Genomic DNA, 14,849 nt, shown 5'->3' with positions numbered 1-14,849 from the left:
CACGATACCAGAAACCTTGCAGGGCTTCTGGTATCGTGTAAACCGATCCGCAATTCCCGGGACGGCTTCCATCGTTATTTCACATGGCGGATGACGTTGAAGCCTTCTTCCGGCATCGGCGGGATGAAGAAGCGGCTGAACATGTCGAACTCCGCATCGCTCGCCTTGAACGGATGATCGCCGGTCTTGTTCCGCGCCCGCAGACGGGATTTGCAGACCGTGTTCGGGATATCGAGATAATGCAGCTCATGCGCGACATCGGCGGCCTCGAACAGCTCCCGGCCCCAGCGGCGGCTCTCCGGCGTGTTGGCGGGAAAGTCGAGCACGACCGAGGATCCGGCCCTGAGCAGCGCGACGATATGGTCCTTCAGGGCGTATTTCAGCCGGATGGAGGAGCGGATATAGTCGCTGATGTCGTTTATCTCGCCGTTATAAAGCTCGGACAACAGGGTGTCTTCGGACAGCAGAAAGGTGCCCGGCTGCCGCGCGAGGCGGGCCGCCAGCGTCGATTTACCTGCGCCAATCTTGCCGGACAGAAGGTAAAGAACGGGCGCGTTACGCCGTCTGTCCGGCTCGCGGCCGGGCGGTGTGTTTTCCTGGGTGGTCTCTTGTAACATGGGTCGTCTCCTGATTTCGGGCCTTCGGAGACGGTGCAATAAAAAACCGCCTCGAAGGCGGTTGGGTCATTGCCGTTAGGGCATACAGACTTCCGCCATTCGGGGAATGGAGAGAATCTTCACCACAATAATGTTCGCTGTGTATGCCATGGGCGTATTTAAAAAACAGTCAGGGGGTCTTTGTCAAGAAACTTCGGCAAAATGCGCCCGAAGGCCCGAAAAATTTCCTTTACCTTGTTTAGAACTCCTCTATACAAGACCAAATTCGTCTGTTATACAGCCCTTGAAAACAGACCATTTTAGTACGATATAGATAACATCATGATCAAGCTGAGCAAAATGACCGATTATGGCGTGGTGATCATGTCCGAAATGGCGCGTCTGCCGGGACGGACGATGACGGCGCCGGATGTGTCGCTGCATACGGGACTGCCGGTACCGACGGCCGCCAAGATCCTGCGGATACTGGCGAAAAGCCCGTTCCTCACCTCCCATCGCGGGGCGCATGGCGGCTATCAACTGACATACGCGCCGGAGGATATCTCGATTGCCGAGATTGTCCGCGCCATGGAAGGGCCGGTTGCGGTCACTTCCTGCGTCGATGACAGCGTCGAGGATTGCTCGGTGCAGTCCTGCTGCCCCATGCGCGGCGGCTGGGAAAAGATCAACCGGGCGCTCAATACCGCGCTCGAAGACGTGACATTGGCCGACATGTGCGATGACACGAAGAATGTAATGACTGAACGGAGGGGGCCCGAGAGCCTGTCGCCCGCCTCCCAACTTCAAGCGGAGTAAACTTATGGCTATTGCCCGAGAAACCGTCGATCAGGTCGCCGCTGTTTCCGACAAATACAAATACGGCTTTTTCAGCGATATCGCGGCCGATACGGCGCCGATCGGCCTGAACGAGGATATCGTCCGCTTCATTTCCGCGAAAAAGGAAGAGCCGGAATGGCTGCTGGAATGGCGGCTGAAGGCCTATCGCCACTGGCTGACCATGATCGAGCCGGAATGGGCGAATGTCCATTATCCGAAGATCGATTTTCAGAATATCTACTATTATTCCGCGCCGAAGAAGAAGGACCAGCCGAAAAGCCTCGACGAGGTCGATCCGGAACTTCTGGAAGTCTACAAGAAACTCGGTATCCCGCTGAAGGAACAGGAAGTGCTGGCCGGCGTCGAGGGCGCGCACAACGTCGCCGTCGATGCGGTGTTCGACAGTGTCTCCGTCGCCACCACCTTCAAGGACCGGCTGGAGAAGGAAGGCGTGATCTTCTGCCCGATTTCCGAGGCCGTGCGCGATCATCCCGAGCTGGTGCAGAAATATATGGGCTCGGTCGTGCCCTATACGGACAATTACTATGCGGCGCTCAACTCCGCCGTCTTTACCGACGGGTCGTTCTGCTACATCCCGAAGGGCGTGCGCTGCCCGATGGAGCTCAGCACCTATTTCCGCATCAACGCGGCCCAGACCGGCCAGTTCGAACGGACCTTGATCATCGCCGAGGAAGAGAGTTATGTGAGCTATCTCGAAGGCTGCACGGCGCCGATGCGCGACGAGAACCAGCTTCACGCCGCGGTGGTCGAGCTTGTCATCATGAAGGATGCCGAGATCAAATATTCGACCGTGCAGAACTGGTATCCGGGCGATGAGAACGGCGTCGGCGGTATTTACAACTTCGTGACAAAACGCGCCGCCTGCCGCGGGGACAATGCGAAAGTCTCCTGGACGCAGGTGGAGACCGGCTCGGCGATTACCTGGAAATATCCCTCCTGCATCCTGCAGGGCGATAATTCTGTGGGTGAATTCTATTCCATCGCCATCGCCAACAACCTGCAGCAGGCGGACACCGGCACCAAGATGATCCACCTCGGCAAGAACACGTCGAGCACGATCATCTCCAAGGGGATATCGGCAGGGCGCGCGCAGAATACCTATCGCGGCCTCGTCCGCATGGGGCGGAAAGCCGAGAATGCCCGCAACCACACGGTCTGCGACAGCCTGCTCATCGGCGATAAATGCGGCGCCCATACGGTGCCCTATATCGAGAACCAGAGCCGGACCGCCAAGATCGAACATGAGGCGACAACCTCGAAAGTCAGCGAGGAGCAGCTTTTCTATTGCCAGCAGCGCGGCCTCTCGGAAGAGGAGAGCATGGCGCTGATCGTCAACGGCTTCTGCAAGGAAGTTCTGCAGAAGCTCCCCATGGAATTCGCAGTGGAAGCCCAGAAACTCGTCGGCATCAGCCTTGAAGGCAGTGTCGGCTAAGGATATTGAGAGACTATACTATGTTGGAAATCAAAAACTTACACGCCACTGTCGGGGGCAAGGAAATCCTCAAGGGCATCAATCTCACCATCAATGAGGGCGAGATTCATGCGATCATGGGGCCGAACGGCGCCGGCAAGAGTACGCTGTCTTACGTGCTGGCCGGGCGCGACGGCTATGAAGTGACCTCGGGCGAAGTCCTCTATAAGGGCGAAGACCTTCTGGAACTCTCCCCCGATGAGCGGGCCTGCCGCGGCATCTTCCTGGCCTTTCAGTATCCGGTGGAAATCCCGGGCGTCGCTTCGGCCACCTTCCTGAAAACCGCCTACAACGCGCAGCGCAAGTTCCGCGGCGAGCCGGAAGTGGACGCCATGGAATTCCTCAAGCTGGTGCGCGAAAAGACGAAGGAGCTTGAGATCAAGGACGACATGCTGAAGCGCGCCGTCAATGTCGGCTTCTCGGGCGGCGAAAAGAAACGCAACGAGGTGTTGCAGATGTCGCTGCTGGAGCCGGATCTGATGCTGCTCGACGAGACGGACTCAGGCCTTGATATCGACGCGCTCAAGATCGCGGCGGACGGCGTGAACCGTCTGCGCAGCCCCAAGCGCGCCGGGCTGATCATTACCCATTACCAGCGCCTGCTCGACTATATCGTGCCGGATTTCGTCCATGTCCTCGCCGACGGGAAAATCGTCAAGTCCGGTGACAAGAGCCTCGCGCATGAACTGGAGGAAAAAGGCTACGCGGCGCTGAGCGCGGCCTGATTGGAAGATTGATGAGTGAAATGAAAAGCTTAACGCCTTTAGCTCAGAATTACGTTGACCGCTTCGATGCGCTCAGGGCGACCCTGCCCGGCCATGGCAATCCGCTGGTGGCCAGCGCCCGGGAGGCTGGGCTTGCCCGCTTCGCCGCGCTTGATTTTCCGGGCCGCAAGGTCGAGGAATGGCGTTTTACCAACCTCACCCCGCTGACCAAAGGGATCGAGCAGGCGGAAGCCCCGGCCGCGGACAGTGTTCCCGCGCCGGAGTTTGACACACCCCATGTGATGACCTTTATCAATGGCCGGTTTTCCGCACACGACAGCCATCTTGATGATTTGCCGCAAGGCATCAGACTTGCCTCCCTCGCGGCGGAGCTGGGCGCGGGCAACAATGCCCTGCCGGACAGCGCGGCGGAAGAAAGCCGCGCCGTCGTCGCCCTCAATACCGCCTTTATGGAAGATGGTTTTGTGCTGACGGCCGAGCCCGGCGTAACGATCGAGGAGCCGATCCTGATCCGCTTCCTGAGCCAATCGGGCACGGCGGACAATGCGCGGCATATGCGCAATCTCATCCGCCTGGGCGCAGACGCCGAGGTGACCTTGCTTGAAGAGCATCGCGGGATGAGCGGCCATGCCTATTTCGCCAATCCGGTGACCGATATCGCCCTTGAAGACGGTGCCGCGCTCCATCACTACAAGCTGCAGGCCGAAAGCGATGCGGCCTTTCATCTCGCCAATGTCGATTGCGACATTCCGAAAGGCGCGACCTATGAGAATTTCAGCCTCTCTACAGGGGCACGGCTCAGCCGCAACGAGCTGGCGACGCGCATCACCGGATCGGGCGCGACCAGCATTCTCAACGGTGCCTATCTGATGCGGGGCAAGCAGCATTGCGATACCACCACCGTCACCCGCCATCTGGTGCCGGAGAATGACAGCCGCCAGATCTACAAGGGTATTCTCGATGATGACGCGCAAGGCGTCTTTCAGGGCAAGATCCATATCGCCCCGGATGCACAGAAAGTCGCCGGTGACCAGCTAAGCCGGGCGCTGCTGCTCTCCGAACGGGCGTCCGTTGCGGTCAAGCCGGAGCTTGAGATTTACGCCGATGACGTGAAATGCAGCCATGGCGCTTCCTCCGGCGAGCTTGATGCCGATGCCTATTTTTACCTGCAATCGCGCGGGATTGACGAGAAGACGGCGCGGAAAATGCTGATCGACGCCTTCCTTGCCGATGTGCTGGAGGAAGTCTCGAACGAGGCCGTGCGCAGCTATTTCGCGGATGTCACCGCCCGCTGGATGGATGAGGTATAGACCATGAATGACATGGCGACATTCGATGTGGAGAAAGTCCGCCGGGATTTCCCGGTTCTGGGCCGTGAAGTCCATGGCAAGCCCCTCGCCTTCCTCGACAGCGGCGCCTCGGCGCAGAAGCCGACCGTGGTGCTGGAGGCGGTACAGCGCGCCTATGCGGAAACCTACGCCAATGTGCATCGCGGCGTTCATTACCTGAGCCAGGCCTCAACTGATCTCTATGAAGGCGCGCGGGAGACCGTGCGGGCGCATCTCAATGCCGCCAGCGTTGACGAAATCATCTTCACCAAGAACGCGACGGAAAGCATCAATCTGGTCGCCTATTCCTGGGGCTGGACCAACTTGAAACCCGGCGATGAAATCCTGCTCTCGACGCTGGAGCATCACTCGAACATCGTGCCCTGGCAGCTGATTGCCGAAAAGACGGGCGCCGTCGTGAAGGCTGTCCCCATCGATGCGCATGGGGAATTCATGATGGAGGCCTATCATGACATGCTGGGCCCGAAGACGAAGATTGTCGCCGTCACCCATATCTCCAACGCCATTGGCACGATCACGCCGGTGAAGGAGATCATCAGTGCCGCCCATGATGCGGGCGCCGTTGTCCTGATCGACGGCAGCCAGGCCGCGCCCCATATGAAGATCGATGTGCAGGATCTGGGCGCGGATTTCTATGTCTTCACCGGTCATAAGGTCTTCGGCCCAACAGGTATCGGCGTACTTTATGGCCGCGAGGAGTTGCTGGAGGCCATGCCGCCGTTTCTCGGCGGCGGCGATATGGTCGGGCGGGTCACCTTCGAGAAGACGACCTACGCCAAGGGCCATTCGAAATTCGAGGCCGGGACACCGCCGATCGTGCAGGCCATTGGGCTCGCGACCGCGATTGACTATATCAATGACATCGGGTTCGAGAAGATCGGGGCGCATGAGCAGGCCCTGCTCGCCTACGCCACCGAACAGCTCGGCCAGATCAATAGCCTGCGCATCATCGGTCAGGCCCGGCACAAGGCGCCGATCATCTCCTTCACGCTCGACGGGGTGCATCCGCATGATATCGGAACCATCGTCGATCGCGGCGGGGTGGCCATTCGCGTCGGCCATCACTGTGCCCAGCCGCTGATGGATCATTTCGATGTGCCGGCGACGGCCCGCGCCTCAATGGCGCTTTACAACAACCGCGCCGATATCGATGCCCTGGTGGAGTCGGTGAAATCGGTACAAGAGATTTTTGGCTAGGACAGATCGCTATGATGGATGAACTAAGAGAGCTTTATCAGGAAGTGATCCTTGATCACAGCAAGAACCCCCGCAACTTCCGCCATCCCGAAGATGCGAACCATGAGGCCCATGGCTATAACCCGCTCTGCGGCGATACGGTGAATGTCTATCTCAAGATGGGCCATAACGGCCTGATCGAGGATGCGGCGTTCGAGGGCAAGGGCTGCGCCATCTCGCTCGCCTCCGCCTCGATGATGACGGATATCATCAAGGGCAAGACCGAGGCCGAGGCGCGGGAAATTTTCAGCGGCTTCAAAAAGCTGGTGACCGGCGAGGAAAATGATTTCGACGCCGGAGAGGATACGGACCGGCTGATGATGCTGGCGGGGGTCAAGGAATTTCCCATGCGCGTCAAATGCGCAACCCTGCCCTGGCACGCCATGACCTCGGCCATGGATGACAAGCCGGAAATCTCGACGGAGTAACAAATGACGGCAATGGATAAAATAGAGCGCCCCGTCGCTACCGGCCCTTTTGAGGAAGGCACGACCGGCTCCCCGCTGGAAGAGCCCATCGTGGCGGCGCTGCGCGAAGTGTATGATCCGGAAATCCCGGTCAATATCTTCGATCTCGGCCTCATCTATGTGATCGATATCGGCGAGGACGGCGATGTTTTCGTCGGCATGACCCTGACCGCGCCGGGCTGTCCTGTCGCCGGGGAAATCCCGATCTGGGTCCGCGATGCCGTGATGCCGGTCGAGGGCGTGAAGAATGTCGAGGTGGAAATCCTCTGGGATCCGCCCTGGACACCTGATAATATGTCCGAGGCGGCGAAACTCGACCTTGGAATGTTTTAAGTCGTTATTATATATGGTCTATAGGTGATATATGACTGATACACAGATTATGACATTGACGGACAGCGCCGCGAAGCGCGTGAAATCCCTGCTCGGCAAGGCGAGTGAGAAACCGCTTGGCCTGCGCATCGGGATCACCAACACCGGCTGCAACGGCCTGACCTATACCATGGATTACGCGACGGACCGGAAACCGGACGATGCGATCGTGGACACGGGCGATATTACCCTGCTGATCGACCATGACGCCGTGCAATATGTCGCGGGCACCGAGATGGACTGGCTCGAAGAAGGGCTGCAATCGCGCTTTACCTTCGAAAACCCGAACGAGAAAGGCCGCTGCGGCTGTGGCTCCTCCTTCCACGTCTAGGAATTCCAAAAAAACAGGTCTGGTTCTGGCCGGGATCGTGCTGGCAGCCCTGTCGTCGGCCCTGATTGCCATGACCCTCGTTCAGGCGAACGACAGCTATAAGGAGTTTGGATACCGTATGATTACCCCGCTTGAGACCGAGGCGCTTTTGAAACAGCAGCCGGACGTCGTCGTCCTTGATATCCGCACACCAGGAGAATTCAACGCGGGCCATATCGCGGGCGCCGTCAATATCGATTATTATGCCGATGATTACGAGGCGCGGATTGCCGCACTCGATCCCTCCAAAACCTATATCCTGCATTGCAAGTCCGGTGGCCGCAGTGACCGCTCCCTCCCAATTATGCGCGCCAACAATATTACCAACGTGCACCATCTGGAGGCCGGATTTGACGGCTGGAAAGCCGCCGGTCTGCCGATCTCACGCCCCTGAACAGCCGGCTTCCCGCCTTTTGATTGCCGCCCAAAAATCCCGTTCGTGACATAAAGTGGCCGAATTGCTAGTCTTATCTCTCACTTCAGCACAAGAACGGGGATTGAGACAAGATGCAGGACCGGTACGGTAACGAGGTCAGCACAGGATCGCGGGCGGCGCTTGACGCCTATATCGAGGGGGTGGATCATTTTCTGGCCGCCCAGGTCGCGGCGGAAGAGGCACTGAAGCGCGCTGTGGCGCATGATCCGTCCTTCGCCCTCGCCCATGCCGCCCTCGCCCGCTATTACCAGATGACCGCCCAGCCGACGGAGGCGCTGAAATCCATGATCTCGGCGCGGGAACTCGGCGCCGGTTTCACCCCGCGCGAACGCGCCCATGTGGCGATTGTCGGCCAGCTTATCGATGGCAATGGCGCGGCGGCCTACGCGGACATCAAGCAGCATGTTGCCGATCATCCCCGCGATGTGATGATGCTGCAGCCCTGCGCCGGGGTGTTCAGCCTGATCGCCTTCAGCGGGCGGCCCTCGCGCGATGCGGAAACCTTCGCCTTCTTCGACAATCTCAAGCAGCATTATGACAAGGACTGGTGGTTCGACTGCGTGATGGCCTTTGCGCTCTCCGAGATCGGTCGGCTCGAGGAAGCGAAACCGATCATCGAGCGTTCGTTCGACAACAATCCCGCCAATGCCAACGCCGCCCATTACAAGGCGCATTTCCTCTATGAATGCGGGGCGCATGAGGAAGGCCGCAGCTTTATCCATGACTGGCTGAAAGGCTATCACCGCAGCAGCCTGATGCATTGCCATATCAGCTGGCATGATGCCCTCTGGTCACTGGAGCTTGGCAAGCGCGAGGAGGCCTGGGCTATTTTCGAGGAAGCCGTGCGCCCGGGCGGCGCCTGGGGTCCGCCCATCAATGTGCTGACCGATATGGTGTCTTTCCTGCTCCGGGCGGAGATTGCCGGGGAAGAACGGCGGCGCGACCTCTGGCAGGAGGCCAGCAACTACGCCAGCATCCATTTCCCTGGTCCGGGGATCAGCTTCGTCGATGCCCATTCCGTTATCGCCCATGCCATGGCCGGGGAAGACGAACTGCTCACGGAACTGGGGGAGACTTCCTCGGGGACGGCAAGCGACATGGTCAACGCCCTCGCCGGTGTCTATCGCGCCTATGCCGCGGGCAAGTGGCAGGCGGTGATCGACCGGCTGCTCCCCGTGATGAGCAATCATGAACGCCTCGGCGGCAGCCGGGCGCAGCGCGACCTTCTGGAATTCACCCTGCTGCATGCCCTGCTCAAGCTTGGCAAGCGGGAGGAAGCGGAACGCCTTTTCCTCCTCCGCCGTCCGACCCTCGCGAAAGACGGCCTGCCCCCGTCCCTGTTCCCGGAGACGGTCGACGCCTGAGTTCTAGAATTTCACAAGCTTTCCGTGCGGGCCGGAGGCAAGGGTGAGAAACGTCCGGTCCTCGCGCAGGAGAAACTTCTCCCGCATCGCGAATTCGTAGTTCTCCCGCCCCAGCGGATCCTCTTTGAGTCGCGCGCGATAGGCCTCATAGGCCGCCAAGCTTTCGATATGATAGACGCCATAGGCGAGCGTGCTCGATCCCTCATGCGGCGCGAAATAGCCGACAAGATCGGCGCCCGAGCGCGGGATCGCCTCCCCCCAGTTCCGCGCATATTGCACGAACTGCTCCCTTTTCGTCGGGTCGATATGGTAACGGATGAAACAGGTAATCATGATTGTCTCCTTTGGCTGAGCGCGCGGAGAATAGCCATTGCGTGGCGTTAATGCTTCGACTACAATCGAACTATGAAAGAAGGACCGGATATCACCCTTTTGGGCTCGCTGATCGGCGATCCGGCGCGGGCCAATATGCTGACGGCGCTGCTCTCAGGGAAAGCGCTGACGGCGAGCGAGCTTGCGGCGGAGGCCGGGGTCACGGTCCAGACAGCTAGCTCTCATCTATCGAAAATGCAGTCCGGCGGCCTTCTCATGCAGCGCAAGCAGGGGCGGCACCGCTATTTCGCCCTCGCCGATGAGGAGGTCGGTGCCGTGCTGGAGGCGATGATGGGCCTCGCCGCGAAGAAGGGGCATCTACGCACCCGGACCGGGCCGAAGGACCCGGCGCTCCGCCGCGCCCGTGTCTGCTACAATCATCTCGCGGGCGATCTCGGCGTGCAGATGATGGACAGCCTGCTCGCAAAAGGCTTCCTCACGCCGGAGAATGAGGGGCTCGGCCTCACTATTGACGGCCGCCGCTTTTTCGAGGGCTTCGCGATTGATCTTGGCCCCCTTGAAAAGCTCCGCCGTCCGCTCTGCAAATCCTGCCTCGACTGGAGCAACCGCCGCAGCCACCTCGCCGGCTCCCTCGGCTCCGCCCTCCTCACCCGCTTCTACGACCTCGGCTGGGCCCACCGCGTTGAGAACTCCCGCATCGTGAGCTTCAACACCCCCGGCGAGAAGGAATTTATGCGGATGTTCGCGGTGTGAGGGCTTTGGCGGAGCTCAACTGGTAAAGCGCCCGTTTCCGCCAACCATGGCGATGCCGCATTTCAACGCCGGGTCAAGTCGAAGGCCGCTGCCTTCCACCATCTTTCGGGACGGCATGTTCGAGGCGGCGACCAATTCATGAATGCAATCCGCGTCGAGCCGGGCGAAACACTCGGACACCATTTTCGCATTGACGAATTTACCCAAACCCATCCCCCGATGCCTGGGGGAGACGGCAACAAGGCCTCCCCATGCCCATTTTTTATAGGGGCTGTACTGATTATAGGGGAAGTAGCTGTGCGCCGCGGCCGCGAGGGTATTGCTCTCATCCGCAATCGCCACAGTGACGACCGGACCCTCCAGCCCCGCCAGTCTTGTTCCGGAAAAGGGCGCAATCCCCTGCTCCGCCATGAAGGATTGAAGCGCCACCATGTCCGCGCTTTCGGCGTCCTTAAATTCCGGACAATAGCGATAGCCCGCGGGCAATCCGGCGGCGAGAATGCCGGTTGACGCCGGGACGGCCTCTTCGCGGGTCGCCACGAAGACATCCCAGAAATCGATTTTACAATTCTTCTCCTGAAGCCGTTGAGAGATTGCCTCCGTCTCTTCGGACGGGATCAGCCGAAAACCGAACACCCCGTCGCGCTTCAGGATGTCGAACAGCGTGTCCCAGCCCAGCAAGTCCGGATTATCCGTGCCCAGAAACCGCCCGGGATCACAGGCACCCGGCGTGTTTAGCGTCCAGTCACGAGCCTTTTCCGCGGCCGCCTGCAAGGCCATCTGCTGTTCGGTCCCAAAAAATCCCGCCATCCATCCTCCCCGCTTAACCTGTCATGGGACACCATACAGATGCCGGGCACGAAAGTCACCAAAAGGCGCTGCGCATTGACGGCTCCCGCATCGTGAGCTTCAACGCCCCCGGCGAGACGGAATTTATGCGGATGTTTGCGGTTTGATCAGCCGTCCTCGGCGACGACCGCGTCCGCCTCGATTTCCACCAGCCATTCGGGATTAACAAAACGGGTGACCTGCATGATGGTATCGACGGGCTTGGCCTCCTTGCAGTATTTCGCCCGCACATCGATCACGGCTTTCCAGTCGTCGATATTGGTCAGAATGACCCGCGTACGCACCACATCGGCCCAGCCCGACCCGGCCCGCTGAAGGGCGTCGCCGATAATCTCGAAGCACCGCTCCGCCTGCTTGGCGGCGTTGCCGATGCCGACGGTCTGTCCTTTCGCATCCACCGGCGCGGTGCCGCCGATGGTGATATAGGGGCCGACCCGCACCGCGCGCGCAAAGCCGACAATTTCCTCCATCGGATTGCCGTTCAGAACAAGTGATCGCTTCATGTTGCTCCCTCCCTTTGTTGGAAGCGTAGCAGATGGGCGCGAAGTTGTCGCGTGGCGCATTGACGGCTCATTTGCGAGTTGTAATACGACCGGGAAAAGGTGTTTATGCGGATGTTTGCGGTTTGACGAGCGTTTAAACTCGGTATAGGGGACCCCTGCTGCCTGAGTGAACTAACCCATACGGTGCAGAGCGCAAATTTTATTGCCCGATGGATCCCGTAGATAGGCAAGATAAAGATTCCCGTTGGCCCCTTCGCGAACTCCGGGAGGATCCTCGCAAGTAACGCCGCCATTTGCCAAACCGGCAGCATGCCACCTGTCCGCAGCTTGAGGATCAGATGCCGCAAAACCGATCGTACTGCCGTTACCGTGACAGGCAGGCTCCCCGTCAATAGGTTTGCTGATCGAGAATACGCCCGTTGGCGTGCGGTAAAAACAGCGGCCTTTAGCGTCAATCACGCCCGGCTTATGCCCGAGTGCGCCAAGGACGGCGTCGTAAAAGACTTTTGCTGCCTCAACATCGTCCGCGCCAACCATAATATGACTAAACATTCTAACTCCTGATAATGATGTATATGAAAATGGCCTGTTCGGCGGTCATGATATCCTGAGTACGGGGCGAATACAAACGACAACCCGGCAGACGATATTAAAATCCACCTTATCCGCCAGCAGCCTCGGCTGGGCCCGCCGTATCGACGGTTCCCGCATCGTGAGCTTCAACACCACCGGCGAGACGGAATTTATGCGGATGTCTCAGTAAATCCCGGGAAACAACCGATAGCGCACGCGCGCCGCATACGCGCGGTAGCCCGGCAGTTCCGCCTGCAATGTCCGGTCCTCGAGTGTCGTCCGGATTACCGTGATGATCAGCGCCACCGCCGCCGGCACAAGGGTCCAGAGCGAGCTGAGCGCCAGCACAATCCCGAGCAACGGCAGGATATTGCCCGCATAGCCCGGATGGCGCACAATCCGGTAGGGGCCGCTGTCGCACACCACATGCCCGCGATCGAGGGCAATGCGCACCACGCTCAGGAAAAAGCGGTTCTCCGCCAGGGCCCAGACTGCAAAGGCGTATCCGGCCGCGATCAGCACGAAACCGACAAGGACAACCCACAGCGGAAAGTCGGGGGACCAGCCGTAGCGATGATCGAGCCCCGCCACAATAACGAGCGGATAGCCGATGCTGAGCGCCATCAGCGGCGCCAGCAGCTTGTCCCAGTCTTTCGCGTCCCGGAAATTCTCAATGCTCTGCCGCTCGGCCATCAGGCCCGGATGCCGCCACTCCGCCCAGAGGCGCCCGCCAATGCCCGCGGTACCGATCAGCAGCGAATAAAGCCATGCCTGCCACCAGCCGAAATCCCCGCCGGAGGCCATCAACACCAGCGGGATGGAGAGATACACCGCAAAGATCCCGGCCCAGCGGCGCAAACTGCCGGTTAAACCTCCCTCGGGACGATCCATCTCGGATGACATGCCACCCCTCAACTCTCGCTTTTTGCCCGGCGCTCAGGATACCGCCGCCGCCGTTCCTGCGCCAGCTTCTTTAAACGTGGTTGGGTCAACTGCATTGACGACTCCCGCATCGTGAGCTTCAACACCCCCGGCGAGAAGGAATTTATGCGGATGTTCGCGGTTTGATCAGCAACGGTTACGTTGCCTATGAGCCTCTCAGACTTAATATGATATTTGATGTACAATAATATGGAGCGGTTTATTTAAATTTGATATAATGTTATCAGAGGTAGAATTTGATTTAGAATTGAAAAAATTGCTTATTACAAATATTGAAAGAATATTCGCAAAAGATGTAGAAAAATTCGCTTGGAATGGTTTGTCTTTATATGCAAACCGAGAGCTATGTTTCAATCAACTTCAGAAATTACATAGTCCTCCTGAAAAGCAAAAGAGAAATGTTAGGAAACAAGCGGAACACATACGCCAAGCAATTCTCTTGGCGAAAGAATATTATGAAACCTCAAAAGTAGCGAGCCTGGCCACTAGACCTGTTCTTCTTTATTATAGCTGTATGTCGTTAGCTTTGGCGGAAATCTTATTAAAACAAGATGGTAGATCTAGTCTTGATTTAGCAAGGAACGACCATAATCATCACGGCCTTGTATTTTCTTCCTCAATAACATTTGATCTTGATTTCTTAAAGACATCAAAGATGTTGAAATCCAAACCGATGAAAGTGGGGAAAAACTATAAAGGAACCTTCGAGTTATGGAGACGCTCGGCTCGCCATTTACCAATTGTAGGAACTGAAACGCAAACTTTTCCAAGAGGTCTAAGTACTACAGCCGTGAACCCTTTGTTGTTTGAAAATGATAGCGAATTAGTCAATATTGACGATCGGGGGGTTACTTTGATTGAGTGTTTTATGAGACTACCATTTATGGAGCGTACATTAAGAGTAAATGGGTGCCCTTCATTTTTTGTGAGAGGCGAAGCATCAAAAACTTTTGATATCAAAGGTGTCCAATATTTTAATCTGTTGATTCATCCAGCCTCAAGCCAATCACTAGAGAAGTTATTAAATATAATTGTGGCTAGTCCCGAAATGGTAAATTTTTTGGAAATAGATGAATATGAAAGAGGGTTACTTATTAGATGGTTGCAAAATGAATATTCTTTAGGATTAGCATTTCACTTCCCATCTGGATTAAATTTAAACACAAAAATGGTTTATTTTGGCACCGATTCAATGCGTATGAATGAATTTGGTAATATATATCTGTCGTTATTTATGTTGAGTAATTTATCGCGTTATTATCCGGATATTTGGATTAAACACATAGAAAATCATACTTCTTTTTCATTGGTTGTTTCAGAGTTTTGTGAAAAAGCGGCGGAAAGAATGGCGCTAATGGCCTATTCGGAGCTATCTCGCACGCTGTATATTGAGTAGTTAGTATAACTTATTTACTCAAAAATCTTGCATTCCACGCAATATTTTGATATAATTACGCCTTCACGTTGCAGGAAGGGATTTCCTGTGGGGCGTGTTACAGGGGCGGCTGCCCCTTCAGCCAGATTCCATATATATGCGAAATAAGGATACCCGTTGATCTTGCAGCGCGCGCGTTTGCGGCGTCTGTTACGGGTATTTGCGGTCCGGTAAGCCGGGCGGCGCTGTCCGGGGTGAGATTGGCCCTATAAAAGCG

Annotated in this window: 18 protein-coding genes; 12 read left to right on the top strand and 6 right to left on the bottom strand. The window is 57.3% G+C overall.

The window, feature by feature from the left end; genetic code table 11:
* Window positions 1-74: 74 nt before the first annotated feature.
* Complete coding sequence (locus AAC599_RS17250) at window positions 75-617, bottom strand: ATP-binding protein (protein ID WP_340151649.1); 543 nt, start codon at window positions 615-617, stop codon at window positions 75-77.
* A 321-nt stretch (window positions 618-938) separates the two neighbouring features.
* Here AAC599_RS17250 and AAC599_RS17245 point away from each other — a divergent pair, with 321 nt between their 5' ends.
* The 10 genes from AAC599_RS17245 to AAC599_RS17200 all read left to right on the top strand — a co-directional run bounded on the left by AAC599_RS17245 (window position 939) and on the right by AAC599_RS17200 (window position 9,244).
* Entirely contained in the window at window positions 939-1,412 is a 474-nt protein-coding gene (locus AAC599_RS17245; protein WP_340151648.1) for an SUF system Fe-S cluster assembly regulator, read from the top strand.
* A 4-nt stretch (window positions 1,413-1,416) separates the two neighbouring features.
* Window positions 1,417-2,886: a Fe-S cluster assembly protein SufB gene (sufB, locus tag AAC599_RS17240; protein WP_340151647.1), complete on the top strand. Its 1,470-nt coding sequence runs from the start codon at window positions 1,417-1,419 to the stop codon at window positions 2,884-2,886.
* Between the two features lie 5 nt (window positions 2,887-2,891).
* On the top strand, window positions 2,892-3,650 hold the full coding sequence (gene sufC, locus AAC599_RS17235; RefSeq protein WP_340151646.1) for a Fe-S cluster assembly ATPase SufC: 759 nt from the start codon (window positions 2,892-2,894) through the stop codon (window positions 3,648-3,650).
* Between the two features lie 11 nt (window positions 3,651-3,661).
* On the top strand, window positions 3,662-4,960 hold the full coding sequence (gene sufD / locus AAC599_RS17230; RefSeq protein ID WP_340151645.1) for a Fe-S cluster assembly protein SufD: 1,299 nt from the start codon (window positions 3,662-3,664) through the stop codon (window positions 4,958-4,960).
* A gap of 12 nt (window positions 4,961-4,972) precedes the next feature.
* Complete coding sequence (locus AAC599_RS17225; RefSeq protein ID WP_340151735.1) at window positions 4,973-6,196, top strand: cysteine desulfurase; 1,224 nt, start codon at window positions 4,973-4,975, stop codon at window positions 6,194-6,196.
* An 11-nt stretch (window positions 6,197-6,207) separates the two neighbouring features.
* A complete protein-coding gene (gene sufU / locus AAC599_RS17220; protein ID WP_340151644.1) occupies window positions 6,208-6,663 on the top strand; it encodes a Fe-S cluster assembly sulfur transfer protein SufU in 456 nt (151 codons plus the stop codon).
* A gap of 3 nt (window positions 6,664-6,666) precedes the next feature.
* Window positions 6,667-7,035 (top strand): SUF system Fe-S cluster assembly protein, encoded by a 369-nt coding sequence (locus AAC599_RS17215; RefSeq protein ID WP_340151643.1) that lies wholly within the window; start codon window positions 6,667-6,669, stop codon window positions 7,033-7,035.
* Between the two features lie 31 nt (window positions 7,036-7,066).
* Window positions 7,067-7,405: an iron-sulfur cluster assembly accessory protein gene (locus AAC599_RS17210; protein ID WP_340151642.1), complete on the top strand. Its 339-nt coding sequence runs from the start codon at window positions 7,067-7,069 to the stop codon at window positions 7,403-7,405.
* Window positions 7,383-7,838, top strand: a complete 456-nt coding sequence (locus tag AAC599_RS17205; protein WP_340151641.1) for a rhodanese-like domain-containing protein — start codon at window positions 7,383-7,385, stop codon at window positions 7,836-7,838. Before AAC599_RS17210 ends, AAC599_RS17205 begins: the two co-directional genes overlap by 23 nt.
* Window positions 7,839-7,951: 113 nt before the next feature.
* On the top strand, window positions 7,952-9,244 hold the full coding sequence (locus tag AAC599_RS17200) for a hypothetical protein (RefSeq protein ID WP_340151640.1): 1,293 nt from the start codon (window positions 7,952-7,954) through the stop codon (window positions 9,242-9,244).
* 3 nt (window positions 9,245-9,247) lie between these two features.
* On the opposite strand, the gene AAC599_RS17195 is transcribed toward AAC599_RS17200, so the two are convergent.
* Window positions 9,248-9,577 (bottom strand): NIPSNAP family protein, encoded by a 330-nt coding sequence (locus tag AAC599_RS17195; RefSeq protein WP_340151639.1) that lies wholly within the window; start codon window positions 9,575-9,577, stop codon window positions 9,248-9,250.
* Window positions 9,578-9,649: 72 nt separating this feature from the next.
* On the opposite strand from AAC599_RS17195, the gene AAC599_RS17190 reads away from it, so the two are divergent.
* Window positions 9,650-10,330 (top strand): helix-turn-helix domain-containing protein, encoded by a 681-nt coding sequence (locus AAC599_RS17190; protein WP_340151638.1) that lies wholly within the window; start codon window positions 9,650-9,652, stop codon window positions 10,328-10,330.
* A 15-nt stretch (window positions 10,331-10,345) separates the two neighbouring features.
* Here AAC599_RS17190 and AAC599_RS17185 read toward each other — a convergent pair whose 3' ends face one another.
* The 4 genes from AAC599_RS17185 to AAC599_RS17170 all read right to left on the bottom strand — a co-directional run bounded on the left by AAC599_RS17185 (window position 10,346) and on the right by AAC599_RS17170 (window position 13,158).
* Window positions 10,346-11,140 (bottom strand): GNAT family N-acetyltransferase, encoded by a 795-nt coding sequence (locus tag AAC599_RS17185; RefSeq protein WP_340151637.1) that lies wholly within the window; start codon window positions 11,138-11,140, stop codon window positions 10,346-10,348.
* Between the two features lie 146 nt (window positions 11,141-11,286).
* A complete protein-coding gene (locus AAC599_RS17180) occupies window positions 11,287-11,682 on the bottom strand; it encodes a Rid family hydrolase (protein ID WP_340151636.1) in 396 nt (131 codons plus the stop codon).
* 171 nt (window positions 11,683-11,853) lie between these two features.
* On the bottom strand, window positions 11,854-12,234 hold the full coding sequence (locus tag AAC599_RS17175; protein ID WP_340151635.1) for a VOC family protein: 381 nt from the start codon (window positions 12,232-12,234) through the stop codon (window positions 11,854-11,856).
* Between the two features lie 204 nt (window positions 12,235-12,438).
* Window positions 12,439-13,158, bottom strand: a complete 720-nt coding sequence (locus tag AAC599_RS17170) for an isoprenylcysteine carboxylmethyltransferase family protein (protein WP_340151634.1) — start codon at window positions 13,156-13,158, stop codon at window positions 12,439-12,441.
* Between the two features lie 256 nt (window positions 13,159-13,414).
* On the opposite strand from AAC599_RS17170, the gene AAC599_RS17165 reads away from it, so the two are divergent.
* Window positions 13,415-14,593, top strand: coding sequence for a hypothetical protein (locus AAC599_RS17165; RefSeq protein ID WP_340151633.1), 1,179 nt, complete (start codon window positions 13,415-13,417; stop codon window positions 14,591-14,593).
* Window positions 14,594-14,849: the final 256 nt, after the last annotated feature.

The organism is uncultured Sneathiella sp., assembly GCF_963976355.1.
GTDB lineage: Bacteria > Pseudomonadota > Alphaproteobacteria > Sneathiellales > Sneathiellaceae > Sneathiella.
The sequence above is the reverse complement of the archived record's forward strand: the minus strand, read 5'-3'. Positions and strand labels throughout refer to the sequence as shown.

Excerpts from the sequence above, each read along its gene's own strand:
- AAC599_RS17250 (WP_340151649.1), bottom strand. The coding sequence starts at position 617 with ATGTTACAAGAGACCACCCAGGAAAACACACCGCCCGGCCGCGAGCCG.
- AAC599_RS17245 (WP_340151648.1), top strand. The coding sequence starts at position 939 with ATGATCAAGCTGAGCAAAATGACCGATTATGGCGTGGTGATCATGTCC.
- sufB (WP_340151647.1), top strand. The coding sequence starts at position 1,417 with ATGGCTATTGCCCGAGAAACCGTCGATCAGGTCGCCGCTGTTTCCGAC.
- sufD (WP_340151645.1), top strand. The coding sequence starts at position 3,662 with ATGAGTGAAATGAAAAGCTTAACGCCTTTAGCTCAGAATTACGTTGAC.
- AAC599_RS17225 (WP_340151735.1), top strand. The coding sequence starts at position 4,973 with ATGGCGACATTCGATGTGGAGAAAGTCCGCCGGGATTTCCCGGTTCTG.
- sufU (WP_340151644.1), top strand. The coding sequence starts at position 6,208 with ATGATGGATGAACTAAGAGAGCTTTATCAGGAAGTGATCCTTGATCAC.
- AAC599_RS17215 (WP_340151643.1), top strand. The coding sequence starts at position 6,667 with ATGACGGCAATGGATAAAATAGAGCGCCCCGTCGCTACCGGCCCTTTT.
- AAC599_RS17210 (WP_340151642.1), top strand. The coding sequence starts at position 7,067 with ATGACTGATACACAGATTATGACATTGACGGACAGCGCCGCGAAGCGC.
- AAC599_RS17200 (WP_340151640.1), top strand. The coding sequence starts at position 7,952 with ATGCAGGACCGGTACGGTAACGAGGTCAGCACAGGATCGCGGGCGGCG.
- AAC599_RS17195 (WP_340151639.1), bottom strand. The coding sequence starts at position 9,577 with ATGATTACCTGTTTCATCCGTTACCATATCGACCCGACGAAAAGGGAG.
- AAC599_RS17190 (WP_340151638.1), top strand. The coding sequence starts at position 9,650 with ATGAAAGAAGGACCGGATATCACCCTTTTGGGCTCGCTGATCGGCGAT.
- AAC599_RS17185 (WP_340151637.1), bottom strand. The coding sequence starts at position 11,140 with ATGGCGGGATTTTTTGGGACCGAACAGCAGATGGCCTTGCAGGCGGCC.
- AAC599_RS17180 (WP_340151636.1), bottom strand. The coding sequence starts at position 11,682 with ATGAAGCGATCACTTGTTCTGAACGGCAATCCGATGGAGGAAATTGTC.
- AAC599_RS17175 (WP_340151635.1), bottom strand. The coding sequence starts at position 12,234 with ATGTTTAGTCATATTATGGTTGGCGCGGACGATGTTGAGGCAGCAAAA.
- AAC599_RS17170 (WP_340151634.1), bottom strand. The coding sequence starts at position 13,158 with ATGTCATCCGAGATGGATCGTCCCGAGGGAGGTTTAACCGGCAGTTTG.
- AAC599_RS17165 (WP_340151633.1), top strand. The coding sequence starts at position 13,415 with ATGTTATCAGAGGTAGAATTTGATTTAGAATTGAAAAAATTGCTTATT.